This window comes from Sphingomonas sp. LR55 (genome assembly GCF_036856015.1).
Classification (GTDB): Bacteria; Pseudomonadota; Alphaproteobacteria; order Sphingomonadales; family Sphingomonadaceae; genus Sphingomonas.
The window spans coordinates 1,197,620-1,215,100 of record NZ_JASPFO010000001.1; the positions used below are offsets into that span (position 1 = coordinate 1,197,620).

Sequence of the window (17,481 nt, forward strand, 5' to 3'; positions counted from 1 at the left end):
TGTGATCCGCAGATGAGGAGTTTGCGATGAAGGTCATGACGCTGCGGTCCCCGGTGGGCCTCGACACGCTCCAGCCCGAAGACCGCGCCGATCCGGGCGATCCCGGCCCCGGCATGATCCGGGTGGCGATCCACGGCAGCTCGCTCAATTTCCACGATCTCGGCGTCGTCACCGGCAAGATGCCGAGCGCGGAGGGTCGCGTGCCGCTGTCCGATGGGGCCGGCATCGTCGAGCGCGTCGGCGACGGCGTCACAGAGTTCGCGGCCGGCGACTCCGTCGTATCGTGCTTCTTCCCCGACTGGCAGAACGGTCCACCGACGATCGGCGACTTCAACCGCACCCCGGGCGATGGGATCGACGGGTTCGCGCAAGAGCATGTCGTCCTCCCCGCAACCGCGTTTACGCACGCACCGCGCGGCTATGACGCGGTCGAGGCGGCAACGATCACGACTGCGGGCCTCACCGCGTGGCGCGCGCTGGTGGTCGATGGCGGTCTGAAGGCGGGCGACACGGTGCTGCTGCTCGGCACCGGCGGCGTCTCGATCTGGGCGCTGCAGATCGCCAAGGCGATGGGCGCGATCGTCGCGATCACCTCGTCGTCCGATGCCAAGCTGGCGCGGGCCAAGGCGCTTGGCGCCGACTTCACGCTCAACTACCGCGAGAACCAGGATTGGGGTCACAAGATCGCCGCGTGGACCGGTGGCCGCGGGGTCGATCACGTGGTCGAGGTCGGTGGGCCGGAGACATTGGCGCAGTCGATCGCGGCCGTGCGGATCGGCGGCCACATATCGCTGATCGGTGTGCTGACCGGACGTGGCGGCGACGTGCCGACCGCCGCGCTGATGGCGAAGCAGGCGCGGTTGCAAGGGCTAATCGTTGGTAGTCGCGCCGATCAACAGGCGTTCGTCCGCGCGCTCGACACGACTGGCATCCGTCCGGTCATCGATCGTCGCTTCTCGCTCGACACGCTCGCGGACGCCTTCGCGTTCGAGATGAGCGGCGAGCATTTCGGCAAGATCGGTGTCGAATGGTGAGGGTGTCGGTGTAAGGCCCCGAGATCCATACCGGTGCGGCCGAAACCGCACCGGCAGATGGTCGGGGAGACAGGATTCGAACCTGCGACCCCCTGGTCCCAAACCAGGTGCGCTACCAGCCTGCGCCACTCCCCGACTGCGACGGCCCTTAGCCGCAGCCTTCGCCGGATGGCAAGCGGCTTCGTGTTCTTCGTGATGAAAGACCGAGGGCAAAGCATCGCCGACGAGGGCGGTACGGTCGTGCGTGCGCCCGGTGCGACGATGCGAGGTTCCGATCGCGGCACGTCTGTGGCAGAGCCTTCGGATGGGTGGGACATCGAAAACCGTGCGGCTGCGCAATCTCGTGATCGGCGTCGTCGCCATGCTGGCCGGCAGCAGTCCGGCACGGGCGCAGGACGATGCCGGGTTTCAGGCCTATATGGTCGCGCTCCGGCAGCAGGCGCTTGCCGAGGGGGTCAGCACGCGGACCGCGGATGCGGTGTTTCCCGGCCTGACGCTTAATCAACGGGTGATCGATCTCGATCGGCAACAGCCAGGGGCTTCCAACCCCAGCGCGGTGCCGGCGTTCGCACCGTATCGGACGCAGCATGTCGACGCGGCGCGGATCGCGCGCGGTCGCCAGACCTATCAGGCACAACGCTCTCGTTTGCAGCGGATCGAGCAGACGACGGGCGTGCCCGAATCGATCATGGTCGCGATCTGGGGGCATGAGACGAATTACGGCAGCTATACCGGCAATTTCGATCTGCTCCGGTCGCTCGCCAGCCTTGCCTATGAAGGCCGACGGCGGTCGCTGTTCGCGGGCGAGTTCATCGCTGGCCTCAAGATGCTCGATCGCGGCGTGACGCGCGACCAGTTGAAGGGGAGCTGGGCAGGTGCCACCGGTAACCCGCAGTTCCTGCCGTCGATCTATCTGCGTCTGGCGCGCGACGGCGATGGCGATGGGCGTGCGGATATCTGGAACAGCCCGGCGGATACGCTGGCGTCGATCGGCAATTATTTCGTCGATGCGGGTTGGCGTGCGGGTCAGCCCTGGGGTGTCGCGGTCAGCGTGCCCGCGGGGTTCGACCGGTCGCAGGTGCGTAACCGGCTCGTCTCGCCGCGCTGCCCGCGCGTGTTCGAGCGGCATAGCGGCTGGCGGACGATCGCCGAATGGCGCGCGCTGGGGATTTCGCCGCAAGGTCGCAGCCTGCCCGCCGACAGCGTGATGGCGACGCTGCTCGAGCCGGACGGGCAGGGGGCGACCGCATATCTCCTGACCAGCAACTACCGCGTGATCCTCGATTACAACTGCTCGAATTTCTATGCGCTGTCGGTCGGGCTGCTTGCCGACGCGGTCGAGCGCTAGGCTGAATTTGCACGCAACGGATACGTGACGCGGTCGCCGGGCGCGGCTATGACCTGCATCACATCCTGCCCACGGACCGCCCTTTTGCTCACGGAATACCCCATGAAGAAGCTGATCGTCGCACCGCTCGTCGCCCTCGCGCTGGCGCACCCGTCCATCGCCGCCGCGCCGCAGTTCCAGACCGCGGCGCCGATCGCCTATATGGAGGATCTGTCGTCGGGCGCGGTCCTGTTCGCGCGCGATGCGGATCGCCGCATGCCGCCCGCGTCGCTCGCCAAGATGATGACGGTCTATGTCGCGTTCGACATGGTCAAGAAGGGTGAGTTGAAGCTCGACCAGATGATGCCGGTGCGGCCCGAGACCTGGGCGAAATGGCATGGTCCGTCAGCAGGTTCGACGATGTTCCTGTCGTCGGGTGAGAACGTCAGCGTCGCCAATCTTCTCTACGGGATCGTCACGCTGTCGGGTAACGACGCGTGCATCGTGCTCGCCGAGGGCATTTCGGGCTCGGAGCAGGCCTTCACAGAGCGGATGAACCGCAAGGCCGCCGAACTCGGCCTTAAGGACAGTCATTTCGGCACCGCCAATGGCTGGCCCGACAATGGCGTCACCTATGTCACCGCGCATGATCTGGCGCAGCTCGCCGCGGCGACGATCACCAACTATCCCGATCTCTACAAGCAATTCTATTCGAAGCGTGATTTCACCTGGGGCAAGACGATGGGCGGCAGCGCCATCACCCAGGCGAACCGCGATCCGATCCTCGGCCGCGTCGCTGGCGCCGATGGGCTCAAGACCGGTCACACCGAGGAAGCCGGCTATGGCTTTACCGGGTCCGCCATCCAGAACGGCCGTCGCCTGGTGATGGTCGTCGCTGGCCTGACGAGCGCGGGCCAGCGTGCGGAAGAGTCGGTGCGGTTCATGGAATGGGGCTTCCGTGCGTGGCAGTCGAAGCCGATCGTCGCGAAGGGCAAGAAGGTTGAGACCGCAGCCGTCCAGATGGGCGACAGCGCGTCGGTCGGCCTCGTCGCACCCAAGGCGCTGACCGTGACGTTGCCCGCCGGCACCTCGCCGACCATGACCGCGAAGGTCGTCTATCAGGGGCCGATCAAGGCGCCGATCAAGGCGGGCCAGCATGTCGCCGATCTCGTCGTGACGACCTCGGACGGTCTCCAGCAGACGATGCCGCTGGTCGCCGAGAAGGACGTTGCGGTCGCCGGCTTCTTCGGGCGTGCATGGGCAGGACTGACCGGCTTTTTCGGCTGATGACCGCGGCGCCGACGGCGTTGCCGGCATGACGCCAATCATCGGCAACTCCGCCGCCCAGGCCGCCTTCATGGCGGCGATGCGCGGCGGGTCGTTGCATCACGCATGGCTGATCGCCGGACCGCAGGGTGTCGGCAAGGCGAGTTTCGCGCGCGCCGCAGCCATGCGGATGCTGGCGGATGCGGCCGATCCCGATGGCGGGTCGACCGGGTTGGAGGTTCCCGAGGGGAACCGGACGCGGTCACTGATGGAGGCCGGGTCGCATCCCGATTTCCGCGTGCTCGCGCGACTGCCGAAAGATCCGGAAAAGCCCGATCAGGATCTCGCGCGCAGCATCACGATCGCACAGGTGCGGACGCTGCAACCGCTGTTCGCGACGACGCCGTCGATGAGTCCGCGGCGCGTCGTGGTGATCGACGCGATCGACGATCTGGAGCGGGGCGGGGCGAATGCGCTGCTCAAGAACCTCGAGGAACCGCCGGCCGGGACGATCTTCCTGCTGGTCAGCCATGCGCCCGGCCGGTTGCTGCCGACGATCCGGTCGCGATGCCGGTTGCTGCGGTTCGAGGCGCTCTCGGACGGCGAGGTCGCGACCGCGATCCGGACGTTGCAGCCCGATGCCGACGAGAGTGAGGTCGCCGCGCTGGTGCGGGCGAGCGAGGGCGCGCCGGGTCGCGCGCTTCGCTACGCCGGGCTCGACATCGCCGCGATCGACGATGCCATCGCCGCGATCGCGCAGGACGGCGATCGGGATAACGGACGCCGGTTGAAGCTGGCCAAGGCGCTCGGGCTCAAGGCAGCGCAACCGCGGTACGAGGCATTTCTCGACCGTGCGCCGGCGTTCATCGCCGACGCCGCCCGGGCCCGGTCGGGCCCAGCGCTGCGATCCGCGCTCGATGCGCACGCTGCGGCACGCGAGTTGGCGGGTGCGGCGATCGGGCTGTCGCTCGATGCGCAGGCGACCGTGTTCGAGATGGCGGGGATCGTCGCGACATTACGCCAGTGATCGGGCCGCGCAGGCTTCACCTCACCGGGGCGATGCTCTAGGAGCGCGGCATGGCCGATCCTTTCTATATCACCACCGCAATCCACTATCCCAATGGCCGTCCGCATATCGGTCACGCCTACGAGATGGTCGCCGCCGATGCGATCGCGCGCTTCCAGCGCCAGGCGGGCCGCGACGTGCTGTTCCAGACCGGCACCGACGAACACGGTCTCAAGATGGTCCAGGCCGCGCGCGACCGCGATATGCCCGTGCGCGACCTCGCCAACGAAATGTCGTCGTATTTCCACGCGATGGCGGACCGTCTTGGCATCTCCTATGATCGTTTCATCCGCACCGTCGACGAGGATCATTACGCCGCAAGCTCGGCGATCTGGCAGGCGATGGCGGATGCGGGCGACCTGTATCTCGACCGCTACGAGGGCTGGTATTCGGTCCGTGACGAGGCGTTCTACGACGAGTCCGAACTGACCGGGGAGGGCGACGATCGCCGCTCGCCGCAGGGTACGCCGGTCGAGTGGACCGCCGAGGAAACGTGGTTCTTCCGCCTGTCGAAATATCAGCAGCCCTTGCTCGATCTCTTCGCCGCCAACCCCGATTTCATCCGTCCCGAAAGCCGTCGCAACGAGGTGATGCGCTTCGTCGAGGGTGGCTTGAAGGATCTGTCGGTCTCGCGCACCAGCTTCGACTGGGGCGTGCCGGTGCCGGGCAGCCCTGGACACGTCATGTACGTGTGGGTCGACGCGCTCACTAACTACCTGACCGGGATCGGCTATCCCGACATGACCGGCGACAAGGCGAAATACTGGCCGGCGGATATCCATCTGATCGGCAAGGACATCGTCCGTTTCCACGCGGTCTACTGGCCGGCGTTCCTGCTGTCGGCGGGCATCCCGCTGCCCAAGAGCGTGTTCGGCCACGGATTCCTGCTGACGCGCGGCGAGAAGATGTCGAAGTCGGTCGGCAACGTCGTCGATCCGATGGCGCTCGCGGATGCGTTCGGCGTCGATGCGCTGCGCTATTTCTTCCTGCGCGAGGTCAGCTTCGGGCAGGATGGCAGCTACTCGCCCGAGGCGATCGTGATGCGCGTGAATGCCGAGCTGGCAAACAGCTTCGGCAACCTTGCGCAGCGGACCTTGTCGTTCATCGCCAAGAACTTGGGCGGCGAGTTTCCCACGGCGGGTACGGTCCAGGATGCCGACGGCATGCTGATCGAGGAGGTCGTCGTCGCCTGCGCCGGGTTCAAGTCGGGCTTCACCGATCTCGCGCTGTCGCAGGGCATCGAGGCGTGGATGCGCGGCGTGTTCGCCTGCAACCAGTATATCGACGCGCAGGCGCCCTGGGCGTTGCGCAAGACCGATCCCGAGCGGATGAACGCGGTACTCCGCACGCTGGTCCGCGCGATCCGCATGCTCGCGATCGCGATCCTGCCGGTCGTGCCCGAGTCCGCTGGCAAGGTGCTCGACCAGATCGGCGCGACCGAGCGCGACCACGCCGCGATCGACGACGATGGCTGGTACGACCGGATCGCCGCATCGGACTTCCGGATCGCGCCGCCATCGCCCGTGTTTCCCCGTCTCGAAATGCCCGCGGAGGCCTGATGCTCGCCGACAGCCATTGCCACCTGAACTACAAGGGCCTCGTCGAGAACCAGCAGGCGGTGCTCGAACGCGCGCGGCACGCGGCGTGACGGCGATGCTCAACATCTCGACGCGCGAGAGCGAGTGGGACGATATCGTCGGCACCGCCGAGCGCGAGCCGGACGTTTGGGCGACGATCGGCATCCATCCCAACGAGGCGGATACCTATCCCGACGTCGACGCGGCGAAGCTGATCGCGCGCGGCGCATCCGCGGGTTGTCGGGCTTGGCGAGAGTGGCCTCGATTACTTCCGCGACACCTCCGACCGTGCCCGCCAGCAGGCGAGCTTCCGCGCGCACATCGCGGCGTCCCGCGAGACGGGCTTGCCGATTGTCGTCCACACCCGCGATGCCGAGGACGATACCGCGGCGATCATGGCGGAGGAGATGGCGAAGGGGGCCTATCCCGGCGTCATCCACTGCTTCACTGCGAGCGGAGCTTTCGCCGACAAGGCGTTGGAGATGGGGCTTTATATCTCGATCTCGGGGATCGTGACGTTCAAGAACGCGCGGGACCTGCAGGAAACCGCCGCACGGCTGCCGATTGAGCGGTTGCTGATCGAGACCGACGCGCCGTTCCTCGCGCCGGTACCGCATCGGGGCAAGACCGGCGAGCCCGGCTTCGTCGCGGATACTGCGCAGTTTCTGGCCGATCTGCGCGGCGAGAATGTCGAGGAATTATCGCGGCGTACGGCCGAGAACTTCCATGCGCTGTTCGCCAAGACGCGAGCGTCTGGAGCCGTCGCAGCATGAAGATCACGATCCTCGGTTCGGGCACATCCTCGGGTGTGCCGAGGATCGGCAACGACTGGGGCGAGTGCGACCCCACCGAGCCACGTAACCGCCGCACGCGCGCTTCCGCAATCGTCGAGCATGACGGCACCCGGATCCTGATCGACACCAGTCCCGACATGCGCGAGCAGTTGCTGGCGGCTGATATCGACCGGGTCGATGCGATACTCTGGACGCACGACCATGCCGATCATTGCCACGGCATCGACGACGTGCGGCAACTCTTCCACGCGATGGGAACGCCGGTCCGCGGCTATGCGCGGCCGTTCACGCTGGCGGCGCTCGATGCGCGCTTCACCTATGCCTTTCATGGTCGCCCCGGCTATCCGCCGACGATCGCGGCCGAGGTCTTGCCGGACCGATTGCGGATCGGCGGGATCGACATCCGCGTGACCGATCAGCCGCATGGCAGCATCCACGCCGCCGGCCTGCGCTTCGATGCGGACGGCACGTCGATCGGATATGCGACCGATTTCAACGTGATGACTGACGATATGGGCACCCTGTATCAAGATCTGGATATCTGGGTGGTCGATGCACTTCGCCGGCGACCGCATCCGACGCACATGGAGTTGTCGGCGGTGCTCGGCTGGGTGGACCGCCTCACGCCGACGCGGACCGCGCTGATCCATATGGACAACACGATGGATTACGCGACGTTGCGCGATGAATTGCCCAGTGGGGTCGAGCCCGGTTATGACGGGCTCGTGCTGACAGCCTGACGGCCGCACGAGCCCGTCCGCCTACTTAGAAGCCCTTCTTCAGCGACACGAAGAATTGCCGCGGCGCGCCGGCGAGCAGCGTCTGGTTGTCGCCGCTCGCGGTAAAGCCGTTCGAGCCGACCGTCGCGATGTACTTCTTGTTGGTCAGGTTGGTGACGTTGCCCTCGATCGCGACGCCGTGCATCGGGCCGTCGCCCTCGAAGCGGTAGCCGATGCTGGCGTCGACCAGCACGCGGCTCGGCACCGACTGGTCGTTGAGGTAGGTGAAGTAGCGCTTGCTCATATAGTCCGCGCCGACCCGGCCGGTGAAGCCGGACTGTTCGAGCACGATCTCGCCCTTGACCATGTGCTTGGGCGTATCGACGACGGTATCGCCCTTGCGGACCTGGACCGAGCCTGAGGCGTCGGTGACCGTGTCCTGATATTCCGCGTTGGTGTAGGAGTAGCTGGCGAACAGCGAGAGCGGGCGGAACACGCGGTAGTTGGCCGAGACTTCGGCGCCATAGGTCCGCACGCTGCCGGCGTTGTTGAGCGTCGGCGCGTTGCCGAGGATGCCGACGCCGTTGGCAAAGGCGAGCAGGCGGTTCGAGAAGTCGACATAATAGCCGACCGCCGAGGCCTGGAACGGTCCGCTGTGCAGGCGGACGCCGCCTTCCGCCGTCTTCGAGCGCTCGGGCTTGAGGCGGCCACGGACGGCGTTGAAGCCCGCTTGAGTCGCCGCGAATGGCCCGGTCGTCGCCGACGAGACGAACGCGCGCATGTTCTCGGTATAGTCCGCGAAGATTTCCGCCGCCGGGGTCAGCTTGAACAGGATACCCGCCTGTGGCTGGAACCAGTCCTTCGCCGAGATGCGACCGACCGCGAGCGGGGAGGTCGTGTCGGGCAGCATCGTCGCGCTGTTGACGACATAGGCGCCCTTCCATCCGGCGTTGACGACCAGACGGTCGCCGGCGAGCTTCAGCGTATCCTCGACGTGATACTGCATCGTGTCGGTGCCGTATTTGCCGTCCCACTGCGTCGCATACGGGTTCTTCTGGAACTCGAGCACGTCGCGGTTCGGCGTCGCGCTGTCGGTCATCCCGTAGAAGCGCCGCGCCTGCGTGAAGGTGTTGGTCTCGAGCCAGCCGCCGACCTCGACGGTGTTCGCGCCCGTCTCATAGGCGATGTTGCTGAGCGCACCGCCGCGCTTGATGCTGTACTCGGTCGTGCGGAAGCCGAGCGGGCTGGGCGCGGTGATCGCGCTGCCGTCCTGGTTCAGCGCACCCGCCGCAGTTGGCGAATAAGGCGTTATCCACGATCCCTGGCCCTTGTTGTCGTGGTAATAGCCGGTCGTGACCATCGTCAGTTCGGGCGTCAGGTTCGCGTTCAGGGTCACGCCGCCGAGATAATCGCGGCGTACGCCACCGGCATCGAAATAGGCGTCGTCGACGGTGCCGAACCCGGTCGGGAAAGTCGTGCCGACGCCGGCCCAAGGCGCGACGAAGCCGACCGACGAGCCGTTGTTCGCCTTCGTGTAGGAGGCGAGCGCCGCCTGATTCTGGTAGGTCTTGCCGATCTGCAGCGCGAGCGGGTAGTTATCGGCGATGTTGTCGTTGCGCAGGCCACGACGGCGGATGATGTCGTAGCTCAGATCCTGGTAGTCCTGCTCGCGACGATCCGAGAAGTTCACGAACGCCGACAGGCTGCCGAAGCTGCCTAGATCCTTGACGATCTTGCCGTTCGCCTGGTGCTGGCGCTGGACGCCGTCGCCCTTCCACTTGTCGGTGGTGAGGTAGCCATAGCTCAGATAGCCCTTGAGGCCGCCGCCGAGATCGCCAGTGTCGAGCCGGGCATAGCCGCGATACGTGTTGTCGGAGCCATAGGTGCCGCCGCCAGTGACGTTGAGCGTGTCGCGGGGCTTGTCGCTGAAGAACTGGATCGTGCCGCCGAGGTTGCTGGTCGAGGCGGTGCCGAGCGCGCCGGCGCCCTGCGCGACTTCGGTGCGCGCGACGTTCTCGGAGATGATCGCGCGGCTGATGTGGAGGCCGTTGACGTTGCCGTAGCTCATGTCGCCGAGCGGTACGCTGTCGAGCGTGAAGCCGAGCTGGTTCTGGTTGAACCCGCGCAGTGATATGCGGACCGCCCATTCATACGCGCCGAACGGGTCCGACGCCTGGAAATTGACGCCGGGGAGTTTCTCGATCGCCTTCAACGGACTCGAACCGGGGGTCAGGCGCGCGAGATCGACCGCGCTGACGCTCTGCACCTGGCGGCTCTGGCCGAAGCCGAGCACGACGATGTCGGCGGGGGTGCCCTGCGAGCCGTCGGCGCCCGCGCTATCGGCCGGCACCGTCTGATCGGCTTGCGTGACCGGAGCCGAAGCATCGGCGGTGGTCTGTGCGACGGCAGGTGCGGCGATCGCGAGCACGGCAACACTGGCGAGAAGGCCGGATAGACGGTTCATAATGGTCCCCTGCGCTGCCATGACGCAGCGCTCTCAGCGCCCATCGACGTGGCAGGTTACCGGGCAGCGACGTTTCGATGACGGTTTGATGTCTAGCCGGTAATTCCGGGTCGGCCCCTTTCGACAGGTCGATTTAGCGATCTCCGCGTGTCCGTTTCGCAACACCCAGGGTCGTGCGGGCGACGCTGGAGATCTTGCGCTAGGTTAGATCCGCGCTGGCACGGAACCGATCGCGTCGGCGACGCTTTGCGTTGATGACCACCGCATAGGCCCGTCGACGAGCGGTCACGAAAAAGCCTGCGGGTCATCACATGGGAAACAGCGCGCAATGGCTCATACGATCGCGGATATCATGGCACTCACGCTCGCCGATGCCGGCGTCAAGCGGATCTGGGGCGTCACCGGGGACAGCCTTAACGGGCTCAACGAAACGCTTCGGAAGATGGGCAAGATCGACTGGATGATGACCCGTCATGAGGAGGTGGCCGCCTTCGCCGCGGGCGCCGAAGCCGCGATCACCGGTGAGCTTGCGGTATGTGCGGGCAGTTGTGGGCCGGGCAACCTGCATCTCATCAATGGTCTGTTCGATTGCCACCGGAACCACGTGCCGGTGCTGGCGATCGCTGCGCATATCCCGTCGTCGGAGATCGGCCTCGGCTATTTTCAGGAGACGCATCCGCAGGAACTCTTCCGCGAATGCAGCCACTTCGTCGAGCTTGTTACCAACCCGGCGCAGATGCCGGAGGTGATGCACCGGGCGATGCGCGCGGCGATCGGCAAGCGTGGCGTCGCGGTGATCGTCGTTCCGGGCGATGTCGCGCTGCTCGATGCGCCGAAGGGGGCGAGCGGGACATTCCCTCGGCTCAATCCGCCGCGGATCGTGCCCAATGCGGGCGATATCGATACGCTGGTGACGTTGCTCGACGAGGCCAAGACGGTGACGATCCTGGCCGGCGCCGGCTGTGCCGGGCAGCATGACGCCGTCGTCGCATTGGCGGACACGCTCGGTGCGCCCGTGGTCCATGCCCTGCGCGGCAAGGAGCATGTCGAGTGGGACAATCCGTTCGACGTCGGCATGACCGGTCTGATCGGCTTCTCATCGGGCTATCAGGCGATGGAGAATGGCGACCTGCTGCTGATGCTCGGCACCGACTTTCCGTATCGCAATTTCTATCCGAAGGACGCGAAGATCGTCCAGGTCGACCGCGATCCGTCGCAGCTCGGCAAGCGTGCGCCGCTGACCCTCGGGATCGTCGGCGATGTCGGCGAGACACTGGCCGCGTTGTTGCCGCGGCTGACGCGACGGACCGATCGCACCTTCATCGAGGCGGCGCGAAAGCTTTATGCCAGTGCTCGCAAGGGGCTCGACGATCTCGCGGCGCCGTCCAAGCCGGGGCGCCCGATCCATCCGCAATATCTCGCCAAGGTCTTGAGCGATCTGGCGGCGGACGACGCGATCATCTCCGCCGATGTCGGCACGCCGACCGCCTGGGCGTGTCGCTACATCACCGTCAACGGCAAGCGTCGGCTGCTGTTCTCCGCCAATCACGGATCGATGGCAAACGCGCTGGCGCAGGCGATCGGCGCGCAGGCGGCCTGTCCGGGCCGTCAGGTGATCTCGCTGTCGGGCGATGGCGGGTTCGCGATGTCGATGGGCGACCTGCTGACGCTGAAGCAGCTCAATTTGCCGGTGAAGATCGTGATCGTCGACAATGGCGAACTGGGCTTCGTCGCGCTCGAGCAGAAGGCCGGCGGTTTCCTCGACGTCAACGTGAAGCTGGAGAACCCGGATTTCGCGATGATCGCGCAGGCGTCGGGTATCCTGGGGATCAACGTCACCGAGTCGGCGGATCTCGAAAGCGCGTTGCGCGAGGCATTTGCGCATGACGGTCCGGCACTGGTGTCCGTCAAGACGGCGTCCTACGAACTGCTGATGCCGCCATCGATCAAGGCGGAGCAGGCGAAGGGCTTCAGCCTGTATATGGCCAAGGCGATACTAAACGGGCGCGGTGACGAAGTCGTCGAACTGGCGAAGACCAACTTGCGGCTGGCTTTGCCCGGCCTGTAGGCCATCCGGAACGATGCGGGGAAGATCGGCAATCTTCCCCGCGTACGATCACTCTTCGTTGCCGAGCGTCTTCTTGGCGGCATCGAGTGCGGCCTTGCCGCTCTTGCGGACCGTCTTGACCGCGGAGTCGGCAGCCTTCTCGACCGTGCTGCCAGCCTTGCGGCCCAGACCGATCGACTTCGCCATCGCGCGACGCGCTTCCGAATAGTTCGCGGCGACCATCGGATAGTCGGGCTTAAGGTTGAACCGCTCGCGGTACTGCTCGGGCGTCAGGCCGTTGGTGGTGAGATGGCGACGCAGCGTTTTGTACTTCTTGCCATCAAGCATCGAGATGATGTGATCGGGCGAAGCAAGCGATTTGCGCGCCGTGACGGCGGGCTCGTAGTTCTGCGCGGGAGCGGCCTCAACATCGGTATCGGTGCCATCGGTCAGCTTGACCACGGCAGCATGCATCGAGAGCAGAAACGCAGGAACGTCGTCGGCCGACGTACGAGTGTTCGGATCTCGCGAGCCACGCTGCGGTCAGTTCCGCGGCCAGTTCAACGGCGTTCAATGTATCGGTCACACTCGGTCCTTGTCTCTACGGCCCCCGGCGGGGGCGTGACTACAACGTGCGCAACAGAATGAAAAGACACGACGTTATGAAATAATCGACACTATTCGGGACAAAATTTGGCGACGAAATTCTTTCGATCAGTGACGATCACGCGCTCGATACACCGTCGACGCTGATCAAATCCGGCGCAATTTCCACCCCGATTATACGGACTCGTTTCTGGACATGATCGACCGGCATACGGCCGAGTTGGAGATGGTATCGACCACCGGAATCACGCTGCAATAGGAAGGCACCGCCCTCCCGGATCAGCGTTCCTGTTTCGTCTATCGGGTTGCCTGGCTGTATCATTCGGCGACAACGCGCGGCTTCTCATGAAGATCATTGGTCGATTGCTGCACGGCGAACAGGACCGGCTGGCGGGGACCGACGGGCCCGCAGCGCGACGGTGATCATGCCCGCCAGATCAGGTACACGCTGGCAGATGACCGCACCGATCCTGTACAGCTTCCGCCGCTGCCCCTTTGCGATGCGCGCACGCCTAGCGTTGCTGATCGCCGGGCTGGAGGTCGAACTTCGCGAAGTGGCGTTGCGGGCCAAGCCGGCGGCAATGCTCGCGGTATCGGCCAAGGCTACGGTTCCGGTGCTGGTGCTGCCAGACGGCCGGGTTATCGACGAGAGCCTCGACATCATGCGATGGGCATCGGTCGAAAGCGGTAATGCCGGTTGGATGACGCCCGACGACGCGGCGCTGGTTGCCGACAACGACGGGGCGTTCAAGCACCATCTGGATCGCTACAAATATGCCGATCGGTATCCCGACGATCCGACCGACCACCGGGCCGAAGCGAACCGATTCCTGCAACGGCTCGATGCACGGCTTGGCAAAAGCTCGGCGTTGGCCGGGGAACGGCGATCGACCGTCGATCTCGCGATACTCCCGTTCGTCCGGCAGTTCGCCGAAACCGACCGGGCGTATTTCGATGCGCTGCCATATGCCGATCTGCAACGCTGGCTTGCCGATTTCCTGAGTTCGCCGCTGTTCGCACGCGCGATGGTCCGGTTTGCGCCCTGGCAACCCGATCAGCCGGCGATCATGTTTCCCGCGCGGCCTTCCGGATAATGCTGACTTGGCGGAAGAGGTGGGATTCGAACCCACGGAGGGCTTGCACCCTCGCTGGTTTTCAAGACCAGTTCCTTAAACCACTCGGACACTCTTCCAAGTCAGTCGGTGAGCGCATCTAGGCGGTGCACGGTCGGTTCGCAACACCTGCGCTATCTGGGCAGGCGAGCGGCTCTACGTGTTGCGCGAAGGCAGCGCCGACGGCATGACGATCGCATGGACCTCGACGCAATCTCGCATCATTTTTTCGGCACGACCGATATCGACACCCTCGATCCCGATGCACTGCAGGCAGGGCGGGACCGCCTCTCGCTCGCATTCGGGACCGAGCGGGAGTCGGGGCGGCGGTTTGCGTTATGGACCGTTCTTCGCGCGACTGGCGAGGCGCCTGCGCCGCACCTCGCCTTCAAGGATCCACGCGAGCGACGTGCGGCGGAGATGTATGCAAGCATGTTGAGCCAGTCCGACGAGGCAGACGACTGAGGGGCGGACGACTGATAAGGCGGTCGACTGGGGTCAGGCTGCTCGACGAGCCTCGAGCGCCTGGTCGATACGCCGGATCAAGTCCGCGATCGGTGGCCGCTCAAAGGCTGGATACTCGATCTCGCAGGGCGCAGGCGCGCGCATCCGGTTGCCGACCAGCGTAAAAATATCCTGTTGGCGTGCCATTGGTCCAATCCCTTCGCTCCCGGGATCATGCCCGCTAACCGTTAACCAAAGGTTGGCGGCAAAACGCCGAGCGGCTTCAGACGCATAGCGCCGGCTGGTCGATGGGGAGCGGAGGGATAAACTTTCGCAGGGACGCGTTGAGCAGCGATATCCCCCAGCGAAAGATTAGCCATGCACATCGACCTGACGGGCCAGGCCGCGATCGTTACCGGCGCGAGTTCGGGACTCGGCCGCGCCTCCGCCATCGCCTTTGCCAAGGCCGGCGCAAAGGTCGCGGTCAACTACAACAGCAGCGCGGACAAGGCGCGCGAGGTGGTCGAGGCGATCGAGCAGGCGGGCGGCGAGGCTTTCGCGTGCGAGGCGGATACGTCGGACGAGGCGGCGGTGCTAAAGCTGTTCGACGAGACGGTCGAGCGCTTCGGCGGGGTCGACATCGTCTTTGCCAACGCCGGCATGCAGAAGGATGCGGCCTATGCCGATCTGACGCTGGAAGACTGGAAGCGCGTCATCGACGTCAATTTGACCGGGCAGTTCCTCGTCTCGCGCGAGGCCGTCCGTCGGTTCCGCAAGCAGGGCGACCGCGGGTTCAGCCGGTCGATCGGGAAGATCCTGTTCATGAGTTCGGTGCACGAGGTCATCCCCTGGGCGGGCCACGCCAACTACGCCGCGTCGAAGGGCGGCAGCGGGATGCTGATGCGGACGCTCGCGCAGGAAATCGCCGGCGACCGCATCCGCGTGAACGGCATCGCCCCCGGCGCGATCGCGACCGAGATTAATGAAGGCGCGACCGCCGACCAGGACAAGCTGCTCGAACTGATCCCCTACGGCCGCATCGGCGACCCCGAGGACGTCGCCCACGCGGCCCTGTTCCTCGTGTCGGACGCGGCGGACTATATCGTCGGATCGACGCTCACCATCGATGGCGGCATGAGCCTGTATCCCGGCTTCCGCGATAATGGCTGACCTTGGGGATAAGCACGCCATATCGATCGCGGATCACGGCGCGATCGGCAATCTGGAGACGATCGCGCTGGTCGATACGGCCGGCACGATCGATTACCTCTGCTGGCCGTGCCTCGACAGCGCGTCGGTGTTCGCGCGGTTGCTCGATGGCGACAAGGGTGGTCATTTCTCGGTCGAGCCCGACCTCCCCGATGCGAACATCGTCCAGATGTACCTGCCCGAGACCAACATCCTGCTGACCCGATGGATGGCGAACGCGGCGAGCGTCGATCTGGTCGACCTCATGCCGGTTGGCAACGACAAGGACGAGGCGCCGTCGCGGCTGGTCCGTCGGCTGACCTGCACGCGCGGGTCGGCGACGGTCCGCGTCCGCTGTGCGCCGCGGTTCGATTATGGCGTGATGGGACGCACGGCCTCGGTCACGACCACCGATGCGGACGTATCGCGCGGGCGGTTCGATCACGAGAGCGGCCTCGCGCTGGCGGTTCACGGCGCAGCAACTCTCGTAGCAGATGGCTGCGACCTGACCGCCGAGATCCACCTCAACGAAGGCGACACCGTCTCGCTGATCCTCAGCAACCCCGACGACGTCTCGCTCGACACCGACGCGCTCGATGCGATCGTCGAGAAGGACACCGCCTATTGGCGCGCGTGGAGCCGCAAGTCGCGCTACCGCGGCCGCTGGCGCGAGACGGTCGAGCGTTCGGCGATGGCGCTGAAACTGCTCACTTCACGCAAGCACGGCTCGATCGCCGCCGCCGCGACTTTCGGCCTGCCCGAAGCGCATGGCGGCGTCCGCAACTGGGATTACCGCGCGACGTGGATCCGCGACTCTTCGTTCACCGTCTACGCCTTGCTGCGACTGGGTTATCAGGGCGAGGCGGTCGGCTTCCTCCATTGGGCGATGGACCGCGCTCAAGCGTGTTCGAAGGGCCATCTCGGCGTCATGTACGCGCTCGACGGCGGCGAGATCGCCGACGAACGCAAATTGGACCTCGCCGGGTTCGAGGGCGCGACGCCGATCGTCGTCGGCAACGAGGCGAAGGACCAGACGCAACACGACATCTACGGCGCGCTGCTCGATGCGACCTATCTCGGCAGCAAATACGGCGAGCCGATCGCGCATGACTCCTGGGTCGCGATCGGCCGGATCGTCGATCAGGTCTGCGAGACGTGGGACACGCCAGACTCGGGGATTTGGGAGGTCCGCGGGCCGAACAAGCATTATCTCCACTCGCGGTTGATGAGCTGGGTCGCGGTCGACCGCGCGGTGCGGCTCGCGCAGAAACGTTCGCTTCCTGCGCCGCTGGTCCGCTGGTCGGAAACCCGGACGGCGATCCACGACGATATCTGGGCGAACTTCTGGAACGACGATCTCGGCCGCTTCGTCCGCGCGATCGGCGATGCGCCGGAGGATCTGGCGGTCGACGGCGCGCTACTGATGATGCCGCTGGTCCGCTTCGTCGGCGCGACCGACCCCAAGTGGCTCGCGACGCTGGAGGCGATCGGCGAGGATCTATCCGACGACGGGCAGGTCTATCGTTACCGGATCGACGACGGCTTGCCGGGGCAGGAGGGGACGTTCGTCGCCTGCTCGTTCTGGTACGTCGAATGTCTCGCGCGGGCAGGGCGGCTCGACGAGGCGCGGCTGAACTTCGAGAAGCTGCTTGCGCACGGCAACCATCTCGGCCTGTTCGCCGAGGAGATCGCGCAGGACGGCAGCTTCCTCGGTAATTTTCCGCAAGGCTTCAGCCATTTGGCGCTCATCAGTGCAGCCTTCTACCTCGACCGTGCGCTCGACAGCGACGGTCCGCGGGAATGGGCATGACCTTTTTCACTGACGCAAGGACGACAG

General features: G+C 65.4%; 14 protein-coding genes, 2 tRNA genes and 2 pseudogenes. 12 read left to right on the forward strand and 6 right to left on the reverse strand.

The genetic code is table 11. From position 1 onward, the window contains the following. The first annotated feature begins 26 nt into the window (after positions 1 to 26). On the forward strand, positions 27 to 1,034 hold the full coding sequence (locus tag QP181_RS05620; RefSeq protein ID WP_333927922.1) for a zinc-dependent alcohol dehydrogenase family protein: 1,008 nt from the start codon (positions 27 to 29) through the stop codon (positions 1,032 to 1,034). Positions 1,035 to 1,092: 58 nt separating this feature from the next. Here the strand turns inward: QP181_RS05620 and QP181_RS05625 are convergent. Then, positions 1,093 to 1,169: transfer RNA gene (locus QP181_RS05625), tRNA-Pro, on the reverse strand. A 226-nt stretch (positions 1,170 to 1,395) separates the two neighbouring features. Between QP181_RS05625 and QP181_RS05630 the strand changes: the two genes are divergently transcribed. The 6 genes and pseudogenes from QP181_RS05630 to QP181_RS05655 all read left to right on the forward strand — a co-directional run bounded on the left by QP181_RS05630 (position 1,396) and on the right by QP181_RS05655 (position 7,804). After that, positions 1,396 to 2,382, forward strand: a complete 987-nt coding sequence (locus QP181_RS05630; RefSeq protein WP_333929564.1) for a lytic murein transglycosylase — start codon at positions 1,396 to 1,398, stop codon at positions 2,380 to 2,382. A gap of 102 nt (positions 2,383 to 2,484) precedes the next feature. After that, positions 2,485 to 3,648, forward strand: a complete 1,164-nt coding sequence (locus tag QP181_RS05635; RefSeq protein ID WP_132896385.1) for a D-alanyl-D-alanine carboxypeptidase family protein — start codon at positions 2,485 to 2,487, stop codon at positions 3,646 to 3,648. 28 nt (positions 3,649 to 3,676) lie between these two features. Continuing rightward, positions 3,677 to 4,654 (forward strand): DNA polymerase III delta subunit-related protein, encoded by a 978-nt coding sequence (locus tag QP181_RS05640; RefSeq protein WP_333927923.1) that lies wholly within the window; start codon positions 3,677 to 3,679, stop codon positions 4,652 to 4,654. Between the two features lie 50 nt (positions 4,655 to 4,704). Further along, positions 4,705 to 6,252, forward strand: a complete 1,548-nt coding sequence (metG, locus tag QP181_RS05645; protein WP_333927924.1) for a methionine--tRNA ligase — start codon at positions 4,705 to 4,707, stop codon at positions 6,250 to 6,252. Further along, a pseudogene (locus QP181_RS05650) lies at positions 6,252 to 7,043 on the forward strand (TatD family hydrolase). Before metG ends, QP181_RS05650 begins: the two are co-directional and overlap by 1 nt. Beyond that, positions 7,040 to 7,804: an MBL fold metallo-hydrolase gene (locus QP181_RS05655; protein ID WP_333927925.1), complete on the forward strand. Its 765-nt coding sequence runs from the start codon at positions 7,040 to 7,042 to the stop codon at positions 7,802 to 7,804. Before QP181_RS05650 ends, QP181_RS05655 begins: the two are co-directional and overlap by 4 nt. A gap of 25 nt (positions 7,805 to 7,829) precedes the next feature. Here the strand turns inward: QP181_RS05655 and QP181_RS05660 are convergent, their stop codons facing one another. Next, the gene (locus tag QP181_RS05660) at positions 7,830 to 10,247 is read right to left on the reverse strand and encodes a TonB-dependent receptor domain-containing protein (RefSeq protein WP_333927926.1); all 2,418 of its coding nucleotides are present in this window, start codon (positions 10,245 to 10,247) and stop codon (positions 7,830 to 7,832) included. Between the two features lie 328 nt (positions 10,248 to 10,575). Between QP181_RS05660 and poxB the strand changes: the two genes are divergently transcribed. Continuing rightward, on the forward strand, positions 10,576 to 12,315 hold the full coding sequence (gene poxB / locus QP181_RS05665; protein WP_333927927.1) for a ubiquinone-dependent pyruvate dehydrogenase: 1,740 nt from the start codon (positions 10,576 to 10,578) through the stop codon (positions 12,313 to 12,315). Between the two features lie 48 nt (positions 12,316 to 12,363). Here the strand turns inward: poxB and QP181_RS05670 are convergent. Then, positions 12,364 to 12,880 (reverse strand): annotated as a pseudogene (locus QP181_RS05670) (Ros/MucR family transcriptional regulator). Between the two features lie 138 nt (positions 12,881 to 13,018). Beyond that, positions 13,019 to 13,222, reverse strand: a complete 204-nt coding sequence (locus QP181_RS05675) for a DUF5818 domain-containing protein (protein ID WP_333927928.1) — start codon at positions 13,220 to 13,222, stop codon at positions 13,019 to 13,021. Between the two features lie 133 nt (positions 13,223 to 13,355). On the opposite strand from QP181_RS05675, the gene QP181_RS05680 reads away from it, so the two are divergent. Next, entirely contained in the window at positions 13,356 to 13,994 is a 639-nt protein-coding gene (locus QP181_RS05680; RefSeq protein WP_333927929.1) for a glutathione S-transferase, read from the forward strand. Between the two features lie 8 nt (positions 13,995 to 14,002). On the opposite strand, the gene QP181_RS05685 is transcribed toward QP181_RS05680, so the two are convergent. After that, a tRNA-Ser gene (locus tag QP181_RS05685) sits at positions 14,003 to 14,092 on the reverse strand. 118 nt (positions 14,093 to 14,210) lie between these two features. Between QP181_RS05685 and QP181_RS05690 the strand changes: the two genes are divergently transcribed. Beyond that, a complete protein-coding gene (locus QP181_RS05690; protein WP_132734113.1) occupies positions 14,211 to 14,477 on the forward strand; it encodes a hypothetical protein in 267 nt (88 codons plus the stop codon). A 33-nt stretch (positions 14,478 to 14,510) separates the two neighbouring features. Here QP181_RS05690 and QP181_RS05695 read toward each other — a convergent pair whose 3' ends face one another. Beyond that, entirely contained in the window at positions 14,511 to 14,663 is a 153-nt protein-coding gene (locus QP181_RS05695) for a hypothetical protein (RefSeq protein WP_165886423.1), read from the reverse strand. Positions 14,664 to 14,834: 171 nt separating this feature from the next. On the opposite strand from QP181_RS05695, the gene QP181_RS05700 reads away from it, so the two are divergent. Beyond that, complete coding sequence (locus tag QP181_RS05700; protein WP_333927930.1) at positions 14,835 to 15,626, forward strand: glucose 1-dehydrogenase; 792 nt, start codon at positions 14,835 to 14,837, stop codon at positions 15,624 to 15,626. Then, positions 15,619 to 17,454 (forward strand): glycoside hydrolase family 15 protein, encoded by a 1,836-nt coding sequence (locus QP181_RS05705; protein WP_333927931.1) that lies wholly within the window; start codon positions 15,619 to 15,621, stop codon positions 17,452 to 17,454. Before QP181_RS05700 ends, QP181_RS05705 begins: the two co-directional genes overlap by 8 nt. Positions 17,455 to 17,481 lie beyond the last annotated feature (27 nt).

Bases quoted from the DNA above. Each gene is read 5' to 3' on its own strand.
- QP181_RS05635 (WP_132896385.1), top strand. From the start codon at position 2,485: ATGAAGAAGCTGATCGTCGCACCGCTCGTCGCCCTCGCGCTGGCGCAC.
- QP181_RS05620 (WP_333927922.1), top strand. From the start codon at position 27: ATGAAGGTCATGACGCTGCGGTCCCCGGTGGGCCTCGACACGCTCCAG.
- QP181_RS05680 (WP_333927929.1), top strand. From the start codon at position 13,356: ATGACCGCACCGATCCTGTACAGCTTCCGCCGCTGCCCCTTTGCGATG.
- metG (WP_333927924.1), top strand. From the start codon at position 4,705: ATGGCCGATCCTTTCTATATCACCACCGCAATCCACTATCCCAATGGC.
- QP181_RS05660 (WP_333927926.1), bottom strand. From the start codon at position 10,247: ATGAACCGTCTATCCGGCCTTCTCGCCAGTGTTGCCGTGCTCGCGATC.
- QP181_RS05640 (WP_333927923.1), top strand. From the start codon at position 3,677: ATGACGCCAATCATCGGCAACTCCGCCGCCCAGGCCGCCTTCATGGCG.
- QP181_RS05690 (WP_132734113.1), top strand. From the start codon at position 14,211: ATGGACCTCGACGCAATCTCGCATCATTTTTTCGGCACGACCGATATC.
- QP181_RS05695 (WP_165886423.1), bottom strand. From the start codon at position 14,663: ATGGCACGCCAACAGGATATTTTTACGCTGGTCGGCAACCGGATGCGC.
- QP181_RS05675 (WP_333927928.1), bottom strand. From the start codon at position 13,222: ATGATACAGCCAGGCAACCCGATAGACGAAACAGGAACGCTGATCCGG.
- poxB (WP_333927927.1), top strand. From the start codon at position 10,576: ATGGCTCATACGATCGCGGATATCATGGCACTCACGCTCGCCGATGCC.
- QP181_RS05705 (WP_333927931.1), top strand. From the start codon at position 15,619: ATGGCTGACCTTGGGGATAAGCACGCCATATCGATCGCGGATCACGGC.
- QP181_RS05700 (WP_333927930.1), top strand. From the start codon at position 14,835: ATGCACATCGACCTGACGGGCCAGGCCGCGATCGTTACCGGCGCGAGT.
- QP181_RS05655 (WP_333927925.1), top strand. From the start codon at position 7,040: ATGAAGATCACGATCCTCGGTTCGGGCACATCCTCGGGTGTGCCGAGG.
- QP181_RS05630 (WP_333929564.1), top strand. From the start codon at position 1,396: ATGCTGGCCGGCAGCAGTCCGGCACGGGCGCAGGACGATGCCGGGTTT.